Below are 20612 nucleotides of genomic sequence, written 5' to 3' on the forward strand. Positions count from 1 at the left end.
GTCAGCCCATGCCCGCCGCGTTGACGATCCTGGTGGTCGAGCGGTTGGGGATGGCCTCCAGCTCCCAGCATTCGGCGCCCAGCAGCGCGGCGGCGGCGCAGCGGCCGCCCGCGTGCGGGTCGCCCGCGGTGTGCGCGAGCGCTCCGGGCCGCATGGGGGCGAGCAGGTCGATGTAGTCCTCCGGGCCGTGCGCCTCCGAGGGCCCGGTCACGATGAACACCCCGCTCACGAAGCGGAGCGCGGCCAGCACCTCGGCGCGTTCGGCGGCCGGGTTGACCGGGCGTGTGGGTCCCTTCCAGGCGCGTACGCGTGGATCGTCCTCCACGCCGACCACCAGCGGCAGCCCGCGCCCGGCCACGTCACCCAGATAACGCACGTGGCCGACGTGCAGGATGTCGAAGACTCCGGTCACGAACACGGCCCCCGGGTGGTCGTATGGCTGCACCCAGACGGCCTCCAGGCTGCTCACGCAGGCACCCCTCCTAGTCGACTCGTCGATCGCAGCGTACTCGGTCGGCCGGAACGGGTGCGCAAGCGATCGCGGGAAAGGGCATTCCTACCTTTTCGCAATAACCTCTCGCACCCGTCTGACGCGTCTCATGACGTCGCCGTAATCGGGGAGGTCGCCGTGGCACCGCCGGACTTTCACAGCGTCGAAGGAGGCGAGGAGCCCGGCAACGCCGCGTTCGTCGTCCGGTTCCGGGGGACTCCGTCCCAGGTGGCGAGGGTGAGAGGGCTGGTGACGGCGGCGCTCGGCCGCGACCATCCGCTGTACGACGACTGCGTGCTGCTCACCAGCGAGCTGGCCACGAACGCGATCCTGCACTCCCGCTCCGGCGACGGCGGCTGGTTCACGGTGTCGGTGCACTCCGCGGGGCCCCTGGTGCGGGTGCTGGTGAAGGACGGGGGGTCGAGCGGGGTGCCGTGCGCGTGCCGTACCGGGACGCAGGCGACCAGCGGGCGCGGACTGCCGCTGATCGAGGCGCTCAGCCACCGGTGGGGGGTCGTCCGCGAGAGCGGCGCGACGGCCGTGTGGTTCGAGTTACGACTGGTGACGATCCCCGCGCAACGGTCAGCGGAGGCGCTCTGACCTGCAACCATGCAAGAACAGATATGGAGCCGTTCTCGATATCGATATTAGACATCACCTGATCCGATCTGCTGTGCTCCTCTCCTCTGTTGGACGAGAGCAAGGACATGGCATGCGAAACCCCCGCGCCCGTCGCTTCCCGGCCGCGCTGCAAGCGGCCGCGCTGACGATCTCCCTCCTTGGGGGCGGCGTCTATGGGACGGGCACCGCCTCGGCGGCGACGGCACCCTCGAAGGCGGTGAGCGGCCTGCGGGACGCCTCGAGCGCCCAGAGCGAGCTGCGCGCGCTTGAGGCGTCTTTCAAGGGCCGCATCGGCGCGTACGCCCTGGACACGGCCACGGGGAAGACGATCGCCTACCGGTCGGGTGAGCGCTTCCCGCTGCTGTCCACCTTCAAGGCGATGGCCTCCGCCGCCGCGCTGCACAAGGCCCGCACCTCGGACCCGGGCCTGATGGAGCGGGTCATCCGCTGGACGGCCGACGACCTGAAGCCGAATTCGCCGGTGACCGAGAAGCACGTGGCGGACGGGCTGACCGTCGCCGAGTTGTGCAAGGCCGCGATCACCTACAGCGACAACACCGCCGCCAACATGGTGCTGAAGCAGATCGGCGGGCCGGCCGGCCTGACCCGGTACTTCCGTACGCTGAAGGACCCGGTCTCCCGCCTGGACCGCTGGGAGACCGAGCTCAACGACTGGACCCCCAAGGAGCGGCGGGACACCACCACTCCCGCGTCCATCGCCCGCGACCTCCGCAAGGTCACGGCCGGTGACGCGCTCGACGCCAAGGACCGGGCGACCCTGAACGACTGGCTGACGGCGAACACCACCGGCGGCGCCCGCATCCGCGCCGGCCTGCCCAAGACCTGGACGGTCGGCGACAAGACCGGCACCGGCTCGACGTACGGGACGGCCAACGACATCGCGGTCGTCTGGCCCGCCAAGGGTGCCGCCCCCATCATCATGGCGATCTACACCAACCGGCCGGCCGCCGACGCCGCCAACGACGAGAAGACCATCGCCGCCACCGCCACCATCCTCGCCCGCGGCCTGGGCAAACTCCCGTAACGCGGTCAGACGTCGAGACGGCACAGGCCCTCGGCGAGGGCCTTGGTCGTCAGGCGGGTGCGGCTGTCGCAGCCCAGCTTGGCGAAGATGTGCTCCAGGTGGGTCGTCACGGTGCGGACGCTGAGCACCAGGGCGGCGGCGATCTGCGGGTTGGAGTCGCCGGCCGCGACCCGGGTGAGCACGTCCACCTCCCTGCCGGTCAGCTCGTACGGCAGGGAGCACGGGCGTTCGGCCACCACCGCGCCCTGGATCGAGCCCTGGAAGCCGACGCCGGCCCGCACCACCCGCACCTCGTGCCAGCGGCCGCCGCGATCGAGCCAGAGGCCGCGGCGGCTCAGCTCGCGCGAGTCGATGAAGGCACGGGCGAGTCCCGCGATGGCCGATTCGTCCCATAAGGCGGCGGACTTCGCGACGCCGGGGACCTCGCGCCGGACGCCCAGCCGGTCGTAGGCGGCCGCGAGGAACCCCGGCGGCAGCCCCACCGGGTCGATCACGCACCGGGTCAGGTCCGTGACGTGCGCCAGCATGGGCGCCACGGCCGCCACCAGCGGGCCGGTGAGCTCGAGGAACGCCTCCCTGGCCGCCAGGTGCAGCAGGCCGGTGTAACGTCCGTCGGCCAGGAACAGCGGCGCGGTCAGCCCGGCGCGCCAGCCGTACGGGGCGAGATGGCGGCGGAAATAGCGCTCGGTGCCCGGCTCGGGCATCGGCACCGGCGCCCGCGTGGCCATCGCCGTGCGGTAAGCGTCGAGCCCGGCGTACTCCTCCGCGGCATCGCCGTCGATGCGCCGGTGACCGTCGGAGACGACGCTGTGGTGCCGCCCGTTGGCCGGGTCGAACGCGACGAACTCGTAGGCGTCCACCGGGACCACCCGGCGCAGCGCGGCCATCGCGCCGCGCGCGCCACCGCCACCCGCCGCCTGGTAGCCGACCTCGGCGAACGCCTGCAACTGGCGGACGTTCAGAGTGATCTCGGCCACGGTTCTTTATATCAGTGCGCGAACTTGCGCACCGAGACCGCACGGCGGGGCGTTCCCCGCCTGGCTGGCACAGGAGAAGGGCCGATCCCCCGCGTTATAGCCAGTCCTTCTTCTTGAACACCACGTACAGTGCGACGGAGGCCGCGGCCACCAGCGCCGACGACAGCCAGACGCCCCAGGGCTGGCCTTCACCCGGATAGGGCACGTTCATGCCGTAGAAGCCGGTGATCGCGGTCGGCACCGCGATGATCGCCGCCCAGCTGGTGACCCGCTTCATGATCTCGTTCAGCCGGAACCCCTGCTGGGCGAGGCGGGTCTCCCGCATGTTGGCCAGCAGATCGCGCAGCGACTCCGTCCACTCCGTCACGCGCACCACGTGGTCGTAGACGTCCTCGTAGTAGGGCGCCATGACCGGGTCGGCGATCAGCTCCTGGTCGCGGCGGAGCAGGACGCCGACCACCTCGCGCATCGGCATGGTGATCTTGCGGAAGCTCGCCATGTTCTTCCGCAGGTCGTACATGGTGCGCTGCAGTTCCCTGCCGTCGACCGGGGTCTCCTCGAACAGCAGGTCCTCCAGCTGCTCCACCCTGCCGTCGAACTCCTGGACGAGGTCGAACTGCTCGTCGACCACATAGTCGAGCAGGCCGTGCAGCAGGAACGCCACGCCGTGCCCGGCCATCCGTTTGTTGGCGTCCCAGCGCTTGACCACCTCGCCGATGTCGAAGTGGTCGCTCTCGCGGACGGTGACCAGGGCGTTCTTCGTCACGAAGGCGTTGACCTCGACCGGGTCGAGCCGCCCGTCGTCGAAGTGCACCCCATACATGGTGAGGAACAGGTGATTCTGGTAGATGTCCACTTTGGGGCGCTGGTGGTCGGACAGCACGTCCTCGACCGCGAGCTCGTGCAGGCCGAGCTCCTCGCCGACGACGGCGAGGTCCTCCGGCGTCGGTGAGCACAGGTCGAACCAGACGGTGTTGGCCTCGTCGTCCACGTAGTCGGAGACTTCCTCGATCGGGAAGCCTTCCTTCTCCAGGACACCGTTCCTATACAGGCGGGTATGCACTAGACGAGTCTGGCAAAGCGCAGCGCGTTGCGCACAGCCGCTCCCCCGAGATCGTTGTTGAAGTAGACGTAGGCGTCGCGCCAACCGGCTTCCCCGACCCGCCTGGCCCAGGTCTTCAGCGACGTGTCACCGTACGACGGGCTGGGGGTGGCCAGGCCCTGGTGCAGCCGCACGTATCCCCAGCCGGCGGTGCGCCAGAACGGGTTCTGCGGCCGGCCGAGGCGGTCGGCCCAGCACAGTGCGGCGTCGCGGGCCGCCAGGATCTCGCGGACCTCGTCCGTCCACCACGACGGATGCCTGGGCTCGACCGCGACGCGCACATGCTTCGGGAAGCAGTCCAGGCAGCGGGCGAGCCGGTCCGGATCGGCCTTCAGGGTCGGCGGGAGCTGTACGAGGATCGGGCCGAGCTTGTCCTTGAGCTCCGAGGCGGCGTTCATCAGCCGCTCCACCGGCTCCGCCGGATCGGCCAGCCGCTTGATGTGGGTGAGGAACCTGCTCGCCTTGACGGCCATCACGAACCCGTCGGGCGTACGGTCCCGCCAGCCGGCGAAGGACTCGGGTGAGGGCAGGCGGTAGAAGGCGTTGTTGCTCTCGACGGTGCGGAACGCCTCGGCGTAGATCTCCAGCCAGAGGCGCTGCGGGACCCCCTGCGGATAGAGGATGCCGCGCCAGTCCTTGTACTGCCACCCGGACGTGCCCACCAGCGTCGCCATGCCCGTGCGCCTACCCCCTGGAAGGCGCCCCTATCCCCTGGGCTCAGTCGACCTCGGCGCTGCCGTCCACCCGCAGCTTGCGCCGGGCCCGCTCGTAGAACGTCGTCCCCAGCCGCACCACCTTGGCCGCGCCCGGCAAGGCTGACACCGTGATGCGGTCACCGGGACACAGATGCCCCAGCACCGCCCCGTCCACCTCCACCGCCAGCCGCCCGCTCGACGGCAGCAGCTCCAGCGTCACGTCCTCGTCGGCGGGCAGGACCAGCGCCCGGTTGAACGAGGAGTGGGCGGCGGCGGGCACCACCAGCAGCCCTTCCACCCGCGGCGACACGATCGGCCCGCCCGCGGCGAAGCTGTAGGCGGTGGACCCGGTGGTCGTGGCCACGATCACGGCGTCGGCCGCGTAGCGCACGAACGGATCACCACCCGGCATGACGCTCACCGCCGCCATGCCGTCGCCCGGGATGCGCACCAGCGCGATGTCGTTGAACGCGATCAGCTCCGCGTCCCCGTCGATCTTGGTCCGCACGGCCATGCGCGGCTCGACGGTGTAGCGGTGGCCGTCGATGGCGGACAGGGTGGCGGGCAACTCCTCGACGTCGATCTCGGCCAGGAACCCCAGCCGCCCCAGGTTCACCCCGAGCACCGGCGTGTGCCGGCCGGCGATGAGCCGCATGGTACGCAGCATCGTCCCGTCACCACCGAGGCTCACCAGCAGATCGGCCCGCTCGACCAGCATGTCGGCGTCGACCGCCACGGCGCTGCAGTCGATGCGGCCGACCTCCTCGGGCAGCCCCATGACGGTGACTCCCTTGCCGGCGGCCCAGCTCAGGATGGTGTCGATCGCCTCTTTGGAGTCGCGCCTGGGATGCAACACCAGTCCGACCGTACCGACCATGCCCATATGGCCAGCTTATGGGTGCCCTCACCGCCACCCGGCCACGGCCCTGTCAGACGATGTTGAGCTCGGGCCTGGCCCCGGCCAGGACGAAGCGGCTCGCGTCGAGACCGGCGACGTCGACGAACGGCGTCCGTTCCAGGTAGAGGTCGCGGACCACCTCCCCGACGGCCGGGCTCATCAGGAAGCCGTGGCCGGAGAAGCCGGTGGCGTAGATGAACCTGTCGATGTTCGGGGCGGTCCCGATGAGCGCGTTGTGGTCCGGTGTCACTTCGTACAGGCCGGCCCATCCGGTGGCGATGCCGGTCTCCATCAGCGCCGGGGCGCGGCGGGCCATGGCCTCGCCCAGCCTCGGCAGCCAGGCGTCGGACCGGTCGAACTTGAACCCCGGCGTCTCGTCCGGATCGGACATGCCCAGCAGCAGGCCGGGACCTTCCCGGTGGAAGTAGAACGTGGTGCCGAAGTCGATGGTGAAGGTCATGGGCGGCAGATCGGGGACCGGCTCGGTGATCAGGATCTGCCTGCGCAGCGGGCTCACCGGCAGGTCGACGCCCACCCACGCGCCTATGGGGCTCGACCAGGCGCCGGCCGCGCAGATCACGGTGTCGGTCTCGATCCGGCCGCCCTCGGTGTGGACGGCGACGATGCGGCCGTCCACCGTCTCGATGCCGGTCGCGGCGCAGTTGGGCAGCAACCGGGCGCCGAGCCGGCGGGCCGCGCCCGCGTAGCCGAGCACCACGGATTCGGGCGTGCAGTGGCCGTCGGTGGGCGAATAGGCGGCGGCGAGCAGCCCGTCGGTGTCGATCAGCGGCGACAGCTCCGCGGCCTCGCGCACCGAGATCATCCGGCTGGGCACCCCCAGGTCGTTCTGGATCGCGACGTTCTTCGCGAACTCCGCGACGGACTCGGGCGAGTCGAGCAGGAACAGGTAGCCCACCTGGTGCAGGTCGATCTCCTGCCCGAAGCGGCCGGCGAAGGTCTCGAACGTCTCGAGGCTGCGTGCGGCGAGCTCGATGTTGACCCGGTCGGAGAACTGCGCGCGCACTCCCCCTGCGGCCTTCGAGGTCGAACCGGAGCCCAGCGGCCCCTTGTCGACCAGGACCACGTCGGTGACTCCGGCCGCGGCCAGCGCGTAGGCCGAGCTGACGCCCATGGCGCCGCCCCCGATGATGACCGCTGAGGCCCGCGCGGGCAGCTCGCGTCCGGTTTCGTTCATTGACCAGTTCCCTCCCTTGACCACTCTAGGATCGCGGAACGCGCGGAGCGGGAGGAAGCGGTCGAGCACGGTCATCTGTGGGCGTAGCCGAAGAGGTTCTTACGCTTCCACCCGCGATCCGTCTGACCCGTCAGGCGCGGTCGAGACGCTGGTACAGGCCGTACACGAAACGAGCCCGATAGTCCGTACCCTCGTGAACGAAGTCGACCACCCAGTGATGCGGAGCCGAGCCCTCGCCCTGGGCGGCCCCGGGGAAGCTCGTAGCGACGTCGGTGACCACGCACCCCCACGGAATCAGGTCCGCGAAGGCCAGCGCCTTGTCGCCGTGCGGACGGACGAACCACTGGTTCCACACCACGCCATCAGGCCCGAGCAGCACCTCGAACTCCAGGTTCGGCCAGGACGGCAGCGCCCAGCGAGCCACGTCGCAGGTCAGGCTCCCGATCGTGGCCTTGCCCTGGTACGGCGGCGGCCCGAGCACCGTCCGCAACCCGGCCAGCCCCTTCGAGGTCCGCACGGAGTGGGCCATCTTCGTCCATTGGGTGTGGGCGGCGCGGAGCTCGGCCCGGGACGCGCCCATGTCGATGAGCGCGTCCTCCACCCGCTCGGCGTTGAGATCACGCATCCGATGCATCAAGGTCAGCTCGAACTGACGAACCCCGAATCCCATGGCCGCAAGCCTGTCATGAAGTCCTGCGTTTCAGCGCCAGGTAGAGAGCGGCCGAGATGAGGAAGCCCACCTCGAAGGCGATGTCGCCGACCGCGGGGACCTGCTGGGGGATCAGGCCGACGTACTGCTGCTGGTTGGAGAAGAGCCAGACCGACACGACGACCCCGACGACCATCGCGATCGGGCCCGCCCAGTTGGTGTGCCGCCTGTCGAACAGCACCGGAGGGAGCTCCTCACCCCGGCGTAGGAACAGATCCGTCAGCACCACGCCCAGCCACGGGCCGATCCAGTAGGCGATGACCAGGAGGAACGCCTCGTACTTGTGCCCGGCGTCGGCCAGCCCGGACAGCGCCACGGTGAAGCCGATCGCCCCGCAGGCCAGGGCCATGATGGCTCTGCGCAGGTGCAGCGGAAGCCGTACCCCCAGCGCGAGCAGCGACATCGCGCCCGAGTAGACGTTGAGCGCGTTGGCCGCGACCGCGCCGAGGGCGATCGCGAGCAGCGTCAGCCCGGCCACCGGGCCGGGCAGGTGCTGGGTGAACGCGGTGGTGGGCTGGCCGAGCGGGTCACCTCCGGCGATGGTCACGGACGCCGCGCCGACGCTCTGAAGGATCACGCAGGAGACGAACACGCCGAGCCCGGCCGAGAGGCCGACCGCCCGGCGGGAGGAGCCGGGCGGCAGGTAGCGGGTGTAGTCGGCGGCGTACGGGTTCCAGCCGGCGGCGTAGCCGAAGGAGGCGCCGACGGCCAGCAGGAAGCCGCCCATCCCGCCGCCCTCGCCCGCGTAGCCCAGGTCGGCCTGGGCCACGATGATGACCGAGGTGACGAGCAGGATCACGGCGAGCACGGGGAAGGCGAGGCGTTCGAAGGCCTGGACGAGGTTGTGGCCGAAGAAGCCGAGCGCCACCATGGCCGTCACGGCGATGGCCAGGCAGAGCCAGGCGGGCAGGCCGGTCAGCGTGTTGAGGGCGAGCGCGGCGCTGACGCTGTTGACGGCGAACCAGCCGATCCCGGCGGCCACCGAGTTGAACGCGGCAGGCAGGATATTGCCCCAGTAGCCGAAGGGCAGCCGTCCGAGCACCATCTGCGGCACTCCGGAGGCAGGTCCCTGGGCCGACAGGATGCCGTGCGTGATCGCGCCGAGGCCGCTGCCCACGGCGCAGGCCAGGACCGCCTGCCAGAAGCTGAGCTTGAAGGCCGCCACGGCGAGCACACCGAGGAAGATCGTGGCGAATTCCAGGTTCGGCGACATCCAGGTCCATAACAGGCCCGAAGGCTTGCCGTGCCGGTCCGACAGGGGGATGAACTCCAGACCGCCCGGCTCGATCGCGGCGACTTTGTCGCCGTAGGTGCCTTCGCGTACGACGGTCATAGCGTGATCGCCCTCAGCTTCTCCATGAGGTAGTCGGATGCGACGACGGGCTCGGCGTCACCGGTGAGCGGCACCACCTCGGTGAGCGGGTTGCACTCGTAGAAGTAGATGAGCGACACCAGCTCCTCATCGGGGGCCGACGGGGCGGGCGGCAGGACGCGGTGACGGGTCGAGCGCCAGCGCTCACCGGTCCAGCGGGCCAGCAGGTCGCCGATGTTGATCGTGAGGGCGTTCGGCACGTAGGGGGCGTCGATCCACTCGCCGTCGAGGGTGAAGACCTGGAGGCCGCCGACGCCCAGCTGGCGGTCCAGGATCGTGACGGTGCCGAAGTCGGTATGCGGGCCGATCCTGAACTGGCCCGGCTCGGGCGGCCCGATCTGCGACAGCGGCGGGTAGCGGTTGATGTTCATGGTGAAGGTCGGGTGGTCGGCCCTCGAGGTGAAGAAGTCCTCCTCGACGCCGAGGGCCCGCGCGCAGATCAGCAGCAGCCGGTCGGCGAGCGCGCGCATCTGGGTCAGGTACGCGGTGACCAGCGGCTCCAACTCGGGCACCTCGGGGGGCCACACGTTCTGGAGGAACCATTCGCGATCGATGCGTGGATGGCCGATCGGCCGGTCGGCGCCGACGGCGAAGGTCTCCTTCAGATCGGGCGGGGTGGGAGTGCCCTCGGCGTAGCCGTTGGCCTCCACCCCTGGTGGCAGCCAGCCCCGCTCTCCCACGGTGGCCGCGTACCGCTCCTTGACCTCTCCTGGGAGGGCGAAGAAGCGCTTGGCCGCCCGCCGGACGTCGGAGCGGAGTTCGGCGGGGACGCCGTGGCCGGTGATCAGCAGGAATCCGAACTCGCGGAGGGCGGCGTCCACCCGCTCCGGCACGGACTCGCCTTGAAGGTCGATGACGGGGATCATTTGCCGATGTCCTCATTCCACAGCGTGGGGTTGGCGGCGATGAAGGCGGTCATGAGGTCGACGCATTCCTGGGAGTCGAGCACCACCACGTCCACGCCGTGCCGGGCGAGCCACTCGTGCTGGCCCATGAAGGTCCGGCACTCCCCCACGACGAGATGCGAGATGCCGAACTGGCGGATCAGCCCGCTGCAGTACCAGCAGGGCGACAGTGTGGTCACCATGGTCGTGCCCCGATAGGTGGGTTGCCGGCCGGCGTCGCGGAACGCCGCGGTCTCCCCATGCACCGACGGGTCGCCGTCCTGGACCCTGCGGTTGCGTCCACGGCCCAGCAGCGTGCCGTCCGCCGCGAACAACGCCGCTCCCACCGGGACGCCGCCTTCGGCGAATCCCTTTCTTGCCTCTTCCAGCGCTACTTCCAGCATGTTTCGACTATCCCCTCAGGCGGGTGACGGTCACCGTGATTTCCTGACGGCTTTCCCCTGGGCCCTGATAGACGCCCTTCAGGGGAGGGACGTCGGAGTAGTCGCGGCCGCGGGCCACCACGACGTGGGCCTCGCCGACCGGGGAGCCGTTCGTGGGGTCGAGGGGAAGCCACTCCCCCGCCCAGTACTCCACCCAGGCGTGGCTCTGCCCCTCCACCGGCTCGCCGATCTCGGCGTCGGGCTTGGGATGGAGGTAGCCGGAGACATAGCGGGCGGGCAGGCCGGCGGCGCGGAGCATGCCGACGGTCAGATGGGCCATGTCCTGGCAGACGCCCTTGCCCTGGTCCCACGCCTCCTGCCCGGAGGTCCGCACGCCGGTCGAGCCCGGCATGTAGGCCACGCGGGCGGCGACCACCGCGCAGATCGCCTCGGCGCCCTCATGCGGGTCGCGCCCGCTCGCCTGTGCCGTGGCGAGCTCTGCCAGCTCGTCGCTGACGGAGGTCGCGGGGGTACGCCCGAGCAGCTCGCTCATGGACGGGTCGGGCGTCCCGGCAACGGACCGGGGCCCGCGGGGCCCGGTCGTCTCCACCCGGCTGACCGCCTCGACCGACAGCGAGCGGTGCGGATGGGACACGTCGAAGGCACTCACCGTCGTGCCCCAGTAGTCCTGGTAGGTGTAGATGTGGGCGGCGGGCTGTACGATAATGCGGCTCGACAGCACACCGGTCGCCGGCGTCATCCGCACCTCGTTGAAGGAGGACCGCGCCTCGTCGGCGTACTCCATCAGCGTCAGGTGACGGACCATCAAGCGCCAACCCATGCCAGCTCCTCCCTCCGCTGGAAGAACCGCTCGCCGATCGCCTCACCAGCGGACGCGCACGCCTCCTGCAGGGTGACGAGCAGCTCGGGCACCCGGTCCTGCAACTGGTCGAGATCCGTGTACTCCAGGCCGGTGCGTACCCGGCCGATCGCGGCCAGCGCGGGATCGGCGACTCCGGCTCTGACCCTGGCGGGCGTCAGGGCCCGCAGGCATTTCTCCGCCGTCAGCAGCGAGTAGAGGACTGAGCGCGGGAACAGGTTGTCCAGCAGCAGGAACTCGAGGGCGTGGTCGGCGTGGGCGCCGTGCGTGCGGGTGAAGGACTCATCGGCGCCGCTGGCCTGCAGCAGCAGCCGCCTGTCTCCGGGCAGGTGTACGGCCAGCAGTCTGGTCGTCATGTCCACCCGCTCCAGACTCCGGCCCAGCACGATGAACCGCCAGCAGTCGTCCCTGCTCATCGTCGCGTCGGCCAGCCCGAAGAACAGCGCGGCCCGCTCGCGGACGAAGGCCAGGTAGCCGTGCGGTGCGACCGTCGGGAGACGGCGGAGCTGGTGCCAGGTGACGTTGAGACATTCCCACGCCTCGCTGGAGATCACCTCTCGCACGCCACGGGCGCTGTCCCTGGCCGATCTGACCGACGCGGCGATCGAGGCGGGTTCGTCCAGATCATAGGCGAGCCGCCGGATCATCCCGGTGGCGCTCAACGGCTCAGGCTGCAGGATGCCGAGAGTGGCGCAGATGGAGCGGCACGTCTCGGGCTCGTCCAGCATGCGGTGCGCGGACACGTCGAGGAGCCGGGCGGTGTCGTCGGCGCGTTCGATGTAGCGGCCGATCCAGTACAGGGTCTCGGCGATGCGGCTGAGCAGCGGGCGAGTCATCGCGGGTCCTCCTCGTACGGGCGGGTCATTGTTCCTCGGTCCCCGCCGCGACCCTGCTCGGGCTCCACTGGGCGACAGGCGGAGCGGTGACCGAGGCCATCGGAGCGTGCGCGTTGCCGAGCACCCACGTGTCCTTGGAGCCGCCGCCCCGGCTGGAGTTGACCACCAGTTCGCCCTCCGGCAGCGCGACGCGGGTCAGGCCGCCGGGCAGCAGCCACACGTCGTCGCCGTCGTTGACCGCGAAGGGCCGCAGGTCGATATGGCGCGGCACCGGCCGCTCGCCGATCCAGGTGGGCGAGGTGGACAGCATCACCGGCCGCTGGGCGATCCAGCCTCGCGGATGGTCCCGTACGGCCTGCCGTACGGAGGCGAGCTGGCCCGCGGTGGCCACCGGACCGATCACGATCCCCTTGCCGCCCGCCCCGTCCACCGGCTTGAGCACGAGCTCGGCCGCCGAATCCAGCGCCCAGTCCCGCATGTCGGGATCGTCCAGCCGGTAGGTTTCCACGTTGCGCAGGAGGGGCTCCTCACCGAGGTAGTAGCCGATCAGCTCGGGCACGTAGGTGTAGACGAGCTTGTCGTCGGCGACCCCGTTGCCGACGCCGTTGGAGATCGTGACGTTGCCGGCGCGGGCGGCGTTGACCAGACCGGGGCAGCCCAGCACCGAGTCGCCGCGGAAGTGCAGGGGGTCGAGGTAGTCGTCGTCGATCCGCCGGTAGACCACGTGGACCGGCCGCCTGCCGTACGTGGTGATCATCGAGATGCGGTTGCCCTCACAGATGAGGTCGCGCCCCTCGACCAGCTCCACCCCCATGAGGCGGGCGAGCAGCGCGTGCTCGAAGTAGGCGGCGTTGTAGACGCCGGGCGTGAGCACGACGACGGTCGGGTCGGTGACCCCGGCGGGTGCCGCCTTGCGCAACGCGGCCAGCAGCCTGGCCGGGTATTCCTCGACTGGGCGGACGAACTGCTCGGCGAACAGCGACGGTAGCGTCCGGGCCATGGCCAGGCGGTTCTCCAGCACGTAGCTGACCCCGCTGGGGGTGCGGACGTTGTCTTCGAGCACACACAGGGCGCCCTGCTCGTCGCGGATGAGGTCGATGCCGCCGACGTGCACGCGTACCCCGTTGGGCGGGCGCCAGCCGTGTGCGACCCGGTGGTAGTGGGGGCTGGAGTGCAGCAGTTGCCAGGGCATCACGCCGTCGCGGAAGACCTGGCGCGGGCCGTACACATCCTCCAGGAACGCCTCGAGCGCGCGGATCCGTTGCCGGACGCCGCGCGCCACGAGATCCCATTCGGCCGCGTCGATCACCCGCGGGATCAGGTCGAGCGGGAAGGGCCGTTCTTCGCCCGCGTAGTCGAAGGTCACGCCACGATCGGTGAACATCCGGGCAAGCTGGTCGGCTCTGGATCTCAGCTCGTCCACGCCGAGCGGTTGGAGGGCGGCGAAGAGCGCCTGATACTGCGGCCGGGGGACGCCCGGCCGCTCGAACATCTCATCCCATGATTCGGACCCGAGGGAGTAAGCGTCGAATATGTCCGCCATGTCCGGAGATTAAGGACAGTATGTTTCGCGCAATCGCCTCGCGTGTTACAGGACCGCCTCCTCGGGGGCTGGACGCAGGGTCGGGCGCGGGGTCGGGCACGGTGGCGAGGGTCCCGTCGCGCGCTCGCACAGCCGCTGCGGGCCTGGGCGTGAAGCAGCGCAGAGAGGATTATTGTCTACATGAACCACCCGGCTGGTCGGATCCGCTTGCTGAGCCAGTTCGTGGGTGTTATCCACAGTGGGTAGCTCCGTGCCGATATCGAGGAAACCGACGAACCTCCTCCAGCAGATGCCGATACAGTTGAATGATCCTCACGATTTCCGGGAATTCCTTGCTGAACTCATCGCTGTAGCGCCAGCCAGGCAAAAGCGTCCTATGCCATTAATGTCGACAAACTGGATGTCTCAGGATGAAGTGGTGGAGAGCCATCGATCGACAGGGTCAGATGCGGCCAGTTCGCGACATTGAATGAAATCTCAGTTGCTTATGTGACAAGATGTAGGCGATTGCCGAGCGGCAATTTGCCGAATTGGGAGCATAAATGCCGACTGCTCGCGGTAGAGGCGACTTGACGGGAATCCCGGGCGAGACATTGCGCCAGTCCGGACCGACAGCGTTGCGGATGCTGGTCGGCGTACGTCTGCGCCGGCTGCGCGAGTCACGCGGCATCACCCGCGCGGACGCGGGGTCCGCCATCGGAAGCCCGCCTTCCACGATCAGTCACCTGGAGAGCGGGCGTACCGATCTCCCGCTGGACGACGTGGCCGATCTGCTCAGCCTGTACGGCGTCGACGAGGCCGAACGCCAGGTCGTGCTCACCTTGGCCGCGCAGGCCGACGCCCCTGGCAGGTGGCAGGACTACCGAGACGTGATCTCCGACGAGTTCGCGGCGTTTCTCGGGCTGGAGCAGGACGCGACGGTCATCCGCACCTACGCGGTCCAGCACGTCCCGGCCCTGCTCCAGACCAAGGACTACGCCCAGGCCGTCATCGGGCGAAACCGCGAAGGCCACGCCGAGGTGATCGAGCGCCGGGTCGCCTTGCGCATGCACCGCCAGCAGCTTCTGCGGTCCCCCCAACCACGCAAATTATGGGTGGTCATGGATGAGTCGGTGCTGCGCCGTCAAGTCGGTGACAGCGCGACGATGCGTGCCCAGTTCGAGCATCTCCAAGAGATGATCAACCTCCCGCACGTCACCCTCCAGGTGCTCTCCTTCGGTCCCGGTAAGGGCGTGGACCCCTTCACGATCCTGCGCTTCGCCGAGGCGGACCTGCCTGATGTGGTCTATCTGGAACAGACCGCCGACGCCCACTACCTCACCAAGGACGCCGACGTCCGGCCGTACCGGCATCTGCTCAATCAGCTCAGCGTCTACGCGCAGCCCGCGGCCGCGACCCCGGAGATCCTCCACCAGATCATCAGCACGCTGTGGTCGGCGCCCCCGCCGCCGGAGTAGGCGAGCCGTCCCCGGGGATGGCTCGCCTGTTCAGCCGCCAGGCGGCCGGGCCTCAGTAGCCCAGCTTCTTCAGATCGGGCTGCTCGTAGCCCGCCTGCGGGACGTCACCCCGGAACGGGCCGGTGATGACCGGCGGGACGAAGGTCTCCTTGATCGTACGGGCGTTCACCCAGCGGATCAGGTTGAAGATCGAGCCCGCCTTGTCGTTGGTGCCCGAGGCGCGGGCGCCGCCGAACGGCTGCTGGCCCACGACCGCGCCCGTCGGCTTGTCGTTGATGTAGAAGTTGCCCGCCGCGAAGCGCAGCCGCTCCGAGGCCGAGGCGATCGCGTAGCGGTCCTGGGCGATGATCGACCCGGTCAGCGCGTACGGCGAGATGCTCTCCATCTGGTCCAGCACCGCGTCGAAGTCGCCGTCCTCATAGACGTGTACGCCCAGGATCGGCCCGAAGTACTCCTTGACGAAGATCTCGTCAGTGGGGTCGGCGCACTCCAGGATGGTCGGCTTCACGAAATATCCGGTGGAGTCGTCGTACGAGCCGGTGAGCAGGTCGATGTTCGAGGCGCCGTTAGCCCGGTCGATGGCCGCCTTGTGCTTGGCGAAGGCCCGGTCGTCGATGACCGCGCCCATGAACGTCGACAGGTCGGCCGCCACGTCGCCCATGGTCAGCGACTCGGCCGCGGACACGAGGTCGTCACGCATGCGCGACCAGATCGACCGCGGCACGTACGCCCGCGAGGCCGCCGAGCACTTCTGGCCCTGGTACTCGAAGGCGCCCCTGATCAGCGCGGTCGAGAGCACGGCCGGGTCGGCCGACGGGTGGGCCAGGACGAAGTCCTTGCCGCCGGTCTCGCCGACGATGCGCGGGTAGCCGCGGTAGGTGGTGATGTTCGCGCCGATCGTGCCCCACAGGTGCTGGAAGGTCGCGGTCGAGCCGGTGAAGTGGATGCCCGCCAGCGCCGGGTGCGTGAGCGCCACCTCGGAGATCGCCTGGCCGTTGCCGGTGACCATGTTGATCACACCCGGCGGCAGGCCGGCCTCCTCCAGCAGGCGCATCGTGAAGTGCGCCGCGAACTGCTGCGTGGGCGACGGCTTCCAAACGACGACATTTCCCATCAAAGCCGCCGACGTCGGCAAATTTCCGGCGATGGCGGTGAAGTTGAACGGGGTGATCGCCAGGACGAAGCCTTCGAGCGCCCGGTACTCCATCCGGTTCCACACCCCGGGCGACGACACCGGCTGGTCGGCGTAGAGCTGCCGCGCGTAGGCCACGTTGAACCGCAGGAAGTCGATCAGCTCGCAGGCCGCGTCGATCTCCGCCTGCTGCGCCGACTTCGACTGCCCGAGCACGGTCGCGGCGTTCAGCGTCGCCCGCCACGGCCCGGCCAGCAGGTCGGCCGCCTTGAGGAAGATCGCCGCCCGCTCGTCGAACGACAGCGCCCGCCAGGCCGGAGCGGCCCGCAGCGCGCTGTCGACGGCCTCCCGCACGTCCTGGGCCGTGGCGTCGTGCGTGCGGCCGAGGACGGAGGCGGTGTTGTGCGGCTGCACCACGTCGATCGGAGCGCCGCCGCCGAGCCGCCGCGCGCCGTCGATCGTCATGGTCAGGTCGATCGAGGAGCCGGACAGCTCCTTGATCCGGTTCTCCAGCGTCGTACGCTCCGGGCTGCCCGGCGCGTAGCCGTACACCCGCTCGTTGGCGGGAACGGGCACGTTGCTGATGGCATCCATTTACTTACCCCCAAGGGCACGAAGGAAGAAGGCGACGTTGGCGGGGCGCTCGGCCAGGCGCCGCATGAAGTAGCCGTACCAGTCGTCGCCATAGGGAACGTAGACGCGGACGGTGTGACCCGCTCCGGCGAGATCCTCCTGCCGGTCGGTGCGGATCCCGTACAGCATCTGGTATTCGTAGGACCCGAGCCCGCGGCCGAAGCGGTCGGCGAGCAGCTCGGTGATCGAGATGATCCGGTCGTCGTGCGTCGCCACCATGGGGTACCCCTGCCCCGCCATGAGGATCCGCAGGCACCGTACGTACGCCTTGTCGACGTCGTTCCTGCCCTGGTGGGCGACCGAGGCGGGCTCCCGGTAGGCGCCCTTGACCAGGCGTACCCGCGAACCCTCACCGGCCAGTTCGCGGCAGTCGTCCGCGCTGCGGAACAGGTAGGCCTGGATCGCCACGCCGGTCGCCGGGAAGTCGTCGCGCAGCTTGCGCAGGATCCCGAGCGTCGAGTCGACGGTGGTGTGATCCTCCATGTCGAGCGTCACGGTCGAGCCGCCCGCATCGGCGGCGGCGCAGATCTCGCGGGCGTGCTCCAGGGCCATCGCGTCGTCGAGCCGCTGCCCGAGGGCCGACAGCTTGACCGACACCTCGCCCCGGCGGCCGAGCTCCAGCGGGCGCAGCGCGTCGAGCAGCGTGATGTACGCCTTGGCGGTGGCCGCCGCCGCGGCGGCGTCGCGGGTCTCTTCGCCGAGGTGGTCGACGGTGACCGCGAGATTGGCGTCGCGCAGCCGTTCGATGGCGGTCCTGGCCTCCGCCACGCTCTCACCGGCGACGAACCTGCCGACGACCTTGCGCGTGAGCGGGAAGCCCGACACGGAGCGGCGTACCAGCGCGCTCCGGGAGGTGGCGAGGAGCAGTTGACCCAGCATGTTCTCAGCCTAAAACCGCAGCTCATCATGGGGCCATCGACGCGCGTAACGGCGGTTGTGGCAGGCTGTCATACAAATGCACAATTCGGCAGATCTACAGGAGACCGTCGACGAGCTCGCCCGCCTGCTGGGGGCGTCCGCGACGCTGGAGGACCGCTCGTTCCGCCTGCTGGCGTACGGCGCGCAGCACGGCGACATCGACACCGTCCGCCAGGAGTCGATCCTGCGCAGGCGCGCCACGGGCGAGGTCCGCGACTACTTCGAACGCTACGGCATCGCCCGGGCGCACGGCCCGGTCCGGATCCCCGCGGACGCCGACCTCAAGGTCCTGGCCAGGGTCTGCTGGCCGCTGCGCCACGGCGAGGTCACCTACGGCTACCTGTGGCTGCTCGACTCCGGCAGCCTCACCGACGAGGTGCTGCTGCGGGCCGCCCCGCTGGTCGCCAGGGCCGCCGCCGCGCTCGCCCAGGAGGCCAGGAGCCGTCAGGACCTCGGCCACGGCCTGCGCGCGCTGCTCTCGGCGGACCCGGAGGAGCGGGCCGGCGCCTCCATCGAGATGCGCGGACCCGTCGCCGCGATCGCCGTGCGCGAGTCGGAGGAGCGCGTCGCCGCCCTCTGGACGCTGCCGCGCGGCGTCCTGGCCCGCGCCGGCTCGCCCGTCGCGCTGCTCGCCCCGGCGCACCTGGCCGCCGAGGTCGCCCAGACCCTCCAGAGCGCGTACGGTACGGCGGCCGGCCTCGGCGCCCCGCGGGCGGACCCGGCGGACGCCTGGCAGAGCTGGCGCGAGGCGCGGCAGGCGCTGCGCGTCGCCGAGCACTTCCCCCGCTTCGCGCCCGTCGCCCGGTGGGAGGACCTGGGCGTGCACCGGCTGCTGGCCAGGCTCGGCCAGAGCGACCTGCGCGAGCTGGCGGCCGAGACCGCGGCGCTCGACCACGAGCTGGCGCACACCGTGGAGATCTACCTGGACCACGGCGGCCACGCCCAGAAGACGGCGGCCGAGCTGGGCATCCACCGCCAGACGCTGTACTACCGGCTGGGCAAGGCCGAGCGGATGCTGCACCGGGACCTGTCGGACGGCGACGACCGCCTGACCGTCCACCTGGGCCTCAAGGCGGCCCGCCTCCTGCCGCCCTGAGTGGTTCGGGACAGACGGCTGATCGCCCTGAGCGGTTCAGGACAGACGGCTGAGGGCCGACGAGTCGCCCGGCCCGCCGCGCTCGGTCAGCCCCTTGGCGACCCGCTCCCGGTGGGCGGCGTCCTTCTGGCCGTCGTACTTGAACTTGCCGCGGATCTCCTCGATCGCCAGCCGGACCCCCTGGATGCCGGACATCAGCCGCGGCATCCGGGCCGGATCGCCGTGTCCGGGTTCGAGGTCCTCAAGCTGCTCACGCAGGATCTCCAGTTTGCCCTCGACCTCAGTGACGACCTCCGCCTGGCAGATGAGCTGGACGGAGGAGTAGTACGTGGTCGGCACGCCGAGCTCGGGTTCGATCCCGGGCTCGGCCCGCCACCGGCCGGGGATGTAGGCCCAGGAACCCGCCACCGACATGATCACCTTGGGGTTCTCGCCGATCGCCGCCCAGACGGGGTTGGGCCTGGCCAGGTGGAGCACGATCGTCCGGTCGTCCACGAGCAGGAACTGCGTCGGCACCACGACGGGCACCTCACGACCGCGGCCCGCGGCTATGAGATGCCCGAACTGGTTGTCCTTCACGTACGCCAGGGACTGCTCGTCGGTGCCGGCGTCCCAAGGATGAATCATCATAAAAGGAACTTTAGGCGCAGGCGAGCTCGTACACCCGTACCAGCTCCTGGCTGACCCGCTCCCACGAGTAGCGCGAACGGGCGCGGTCGGCGCCCGCGTAGCCGAGCGCGGTGCGCAGCGTCGGGTCCGTCAGCAGCTCGCGGGCCAGGCGCGCGGTCCGCGCGGGACGGTCCGGCGGCACCAGCAGGCCGGTGACGCCGTCGATGATCGAGTCGAGGTGCGCGCCGACGGCCGAGGCGATGACCGGTACGCCGCAGGCCATGGCCTCCAGCGCGACGACGCCCGTCGTGGCCTCGCGCGGCAGCGACACCACGGCGTCGGCGCTGCGCATGAGCTTGGGCACCGCGGCCCGCCTGACCTGGCCGAGCAGGGTCACGCGGTCGGACACGCCGAGCTGCTCCGCCAGGGCGCGCAGCCGGCGCGCCTCCCGGTCCTCGTCGAGCAGCTCCGGCTCGGGGCCGCCCGCCAGCACGAGCTCGACGTCCTGGAGGCCCTGCAGCGCGCGGATGATCGTGGGGGCGCCGCGTTCGGGAGTGAGCGGGCCGAGATGCAGCAGGCGCTTACGGCTGCCGCGCGTGGCCACCGGGCCCTGGCGGTGGAAGCGCTCGGTGTCCACGCCGTACGGCACGATGGCGATGTTGTGGCGCGGGACGCCGAGCCGGATCAGCGCCGACTCCTCGTCACCGGAGCCGACGATGACCGCTCTGGCGTTCCGGCCGAGCGCGAGTTCGAGCTTCAGGTGGGTCGTGTCGACCGAGTGGAAGGTCTGGGTGACCGGCACCTGCAAGCCCTTGGCGCCGCTGACCGCGGCGAGGCCGCCGGTCCAGGAATGGGCGTGGATCACGTCCGGCCGTTCCTGGTTCCACCGCCGACCCAGGTACTCGCCGACATCCTTGAGGTACGGCATGACATCGGTGGGGGTGAGATCACGCAGCGGGCCCACGTCGATGTGCTCCAGCATGACGCCCGGGGCCACTCGCGTTCTGGGCTTTCCCTCGGCGCTGTCACGTCGGGAGTAGATCGTGACGTGATGATCGCGTCCCAGCTCACGTGCGACGGAGAGAATCTGATGACGCTTGTTTCCGGTGGCGGAAGCGACGATCGCGATATTCATGG

General features: G+C 70.0%; 22 protein-coding genes. 4 read left to right on the forward strand and 18 right to left on the reverse strand.

The genetic code is table 11. The features are described from left to right. Position 1: 1 nt before the first annotated feature. A complete protein-coding gene (locus AB0F17_RS07470) occupies positions 2-469 on the reverse strand; it encodes an adenylyltransferase/cytidyltransferase family protein (RefSeq protein WP_358017813.1) in 468 nt (155 codons plus the stop codon). Positions 470-628: 159 nt separating this feature from the next. Here AB0F17_RS07470 and AB0F17_RS07475 point away from each other — a divergent pair, with 159 nt between their 5' ends. Further along, positions 629-1090 carry an ATP-binding protein gene (locus AB0F17_RS07475; RefSeq protein WP_358017816.1) on the forward strand — a complete coding sequence of 154 codons (462 nt, stop codon included), beginning with the start codon at positions 629-631 and terminating at the stop codon, positions 1088-1090. 112 nt (positions 1091-1202) lie between these two features. Beyond that, a complete protein-coding gene (bla, locus tag AB0F17_RS07480) occupies positions 1203-2156 on the forward strand; it encodes a class A beta-lactamase (protein WP_358017819.1) in 954 nt (317 codons plus the stop codon). A 5-nt stretch (positions 2157-2161) separates the two neighbouring features. Here bla and AB0F17_RS07485 read toward each other — a convergent pair whose 3' ends face one another. From AB0F17_RS07485 to AB0F17_RS07545, 13 genes are all read right to left on the reverse strand, one after another. After that, the gene (locus AB0F17_RS07485; protein WP_358017822.1) at positions 2162-3133 is read right to left on the reverse strand and encodes a LuxR C-terminal-related transcriptional regulator; all 972 of its coding nucleotides are present in this window, start codon (positions 3131-3133) and stop codon (positions 2162-2164) included. A 94-nt stretch (positions 3134-3227) separates the two neighbouring features. Further along, positions 3228-4196 (reverse strand): magnesium transporter CorA family protein, encoded by a 969-nt coding sequence (locus AB0F17_RS07490; RefSeq protein ID WP_358017825.1) that lies wholly within the window; start codon positions 4194-4196, stop codon positions 3228-3230. Then, positions 4196-4909 carry a DUF72 domain-containing protein gene (locus tag AB0F17_RS07495; RefSeq protein WP_358017828.1) on the reverse strand — a complete coding sequence of 238 codons (714 nt, stop codon included), beginning with the start codon at positions 4907-4909 and terminating at the stop codon, positions 4196-4198. Before AB0F17_RS07495 ends, AB0F17_RS07490 begins: the two co-directional genes overlap by 1 nt. Before the next feature lie 43 nt (positions 4910-4952). Continuing rightward, the gene (locus AB0F17_RS07500; RefSeq protein ID WP_358017831.1) at positions 4953-5813 is read right to left on the reverse strand and encodes an NAD(+)/NADH kinase; all 861 of its coding nucleotides are present in this window, start codon (positions 5811-5813) and stop codon (positions 4953-4955) included. 46 nt (positions 5814-5859) lie between these two features. Then, complete coding sequence (locus tag AB0F17_RS07505) at positions 5860-7023, reverse strand: FAD-binding oxidoreductase (RefSeq protein ID WP_358017834.1); 1164 nt, start codon at positions 7021-7023, stop codon at positions 5860-5862. Positions 7024-7153: 130 nt separating this feature from the next. Beyond that, positions 7154-7693: a hypothetical protein gene (locus AB0F17_RS07510; RefSeq protein ID WP_358017838.1), complete on the reverse strand. Its 540-nt coding sequence runs from the start codon at positions 7691-7693 to the stop codon at positions 7154-7156. A 13-nt stretch (positions 7694-7706) separates the two neighbouring features. Further along, entirely contained in the window at positions 7707-9065 is a 1359-nt protein-coding gene (locus tag AB0F17_RS07515; protein ID WP_358017841.1) for a cytosine permease, read from the reverse strand. Beyond that, positions 9062-9970, reverse strand: a complete 909-nt coding sequence (locus AB0F17_RS07520) for a 2-oxoglutarate and iron-dependent oxygenase domain-containing protein (protein ID WP_358017844.1) — start codon at positions 9968-9970, stop codon at positions 9062-9064. The genes AB0F17_RS07515 and AB0F17_RS07520 overlap by 4 nt, the downstream gene beginning before the upstream one ends. Beyond that, positions 9967-10392 (reverse strand): nucleoside deaminase, encoded by a 426-nt coding sequence (locus AB0F17_RS07525; RefSeq protein WP_214641747.1) that lies wholly within the window; start codon positions 10390-10392, stop codon positions 9967-9969. The genes AB0F17_RS07520 and AB0F17_RS07525 overlap by 4 nt, the downstream gene beginning before the upstream one ends. Before the next feature lie 7 nt (positions 10393-10399). Further along, positions 10400-11212, reverse strand: coding sequence for a transglutaminase family protein (locus AB0F17_RS07530; protein ID WP_358017848.1), 813 nt, complete (start codon positions 11210-11212; stop codon positions 10400-10402). Continuing rightward, the gene (locus AB0F17_RS07535; RefSeq protein ID WP_358017851.1) at positions 11197-12087 is read right to left on the reverse strand and encodes an alpha-E domain-containing protein; all 891 of its coding nucleotides are present in this window, start codon (positions 12085-12087) and stop codon (positions 11197-11199) included. The genes AB0F17_RS07530 and AB0F17_RS07535 overlap by 16 nt, the downstream gene beginning before the upstream one ends. 25 nt (positions 12088-12112) lie before the next feature. After that, the gene (locus AB0F17_RS07540; RefSeq protein WP_358017854.1) at positions 12113-13630 is read right to left on the reverse strand and encodes a circularly permuted type 2 ATP-grasp protein; all 1518 of its coding nucleotides are present in this window, start codon (positions 13628-13630) and stop codon (positions 12113-12115) included. 45 nt (positions 13631-13675) lie between these two features. Continuing rightward, positions 13676-13867 carry a hypothetical protein gene (locus AB0F17_RS07545; RefSeq protein ID WP_358017857.1) on the reverse strand — a complete coding sequence of 64 codons (192 nt, stop codon included), beginning with the start codon at positions 13865-13867 and terminating at the stop codon, positions 13676-13678. A gap of 332 nt (positions 13868-14199) precedes the next feature. Between AB0F17_RS07545 and AB0F17_RS07550 the strand changes: the two genes are divergently transcribed. After that, positions 14200-15087, forward strand: coding sequence for a helix-turn-helix transcriptional regulator (locus tag AB0F17_RS07550; protein ID WP_358017860.1), 888 nt, complete (start codon positions 14200-14202; stop codon positions 15085-15087). A gap of 52 nt (positions 15088-15139) precedes the next feature. Here the strand turns inward: AB0F17_RS07550 and pruA are convergent, their stop codons facing one another. Together pruA and AB0F17_RS07560 are read right to left on the reverse strand one after the other, a co-directional pair. Beyond that, entirely contained in the window at positions 15140-16813 is a 1674-nt protein-coding gene (gene pruA, locus AB0F17_RS07555) for an L-glutamate gamma-semialdehyde dehydrogenase (RefSeq protein ID WP_358017863.1), read from the reverse strand. Beyond that, a complete protein-coding gene (locus AB0F17_RS07560; RefSeq protein ID WP_358017866.1) occupies positions 16814-17731 on the reverse strand; it encodes a proline dehydrogenase family protein in 918 nt (305 codons plus the stop codon). Positions 17732-17807: 76 nt separating this feature from the next. On the opposite strand from AB0F17_RS07560, the gene AB0F17_RS07565 reads away from it, so the two are divergent. Further along, on the forward strand, positions 17808-18866 hold the full coding sequence (locus AB0F17_RS07565; RefSeq protein WP_358017869.1) for a helix-turn-helix domain-containing protein: 1059 nt from the start codon (positions 17808-17810) through the stop codon (positions 18864-18866). 36 nt (positions 18867-18902) lie between these two features. Here AB0F17_RS07565 and AB0F17_RS07570 read toward each other — a convergent pair whose 3' ends face one another. Together AB0F17_RS07570 and AB0F17_RS07575 are read right to left on the reverse strand one after the other, a co-directional pair. Further along, positions 18903-19496, reverse strand: a complete 594-nt coding sequence (locus AB0F17_RS07570) for an FMN-binding negative transcriptional regulator (protein ID WP_358017872.1) — start codon at positions 19494-19496, stop codon at positions 18903-18905. A gap of 10 nt (positions 19497-19506) precedes the next feature. Continuing rightward, positions 19507-20610: a glycosyltransferase gene (locus AB0F17_RS07575; protein WP_358017875.1), complete on the reverse strand. Its 1104-nt coding sequence runs from the start codon at positions 20608-20610 to the stop codon at positions 19507-19509. Positions 20611-20612: the final 2 nt, after the last annotated feature.

It is taken from the genome of Nonomuraea sp. NPDC026600 (assembly GCF_040638335.1).
Lineage (GTDB): Bacteria > Actinomycetota > Actinomycetes > Streptosporangiales > Streptosporangiaceae > Nonomuraea.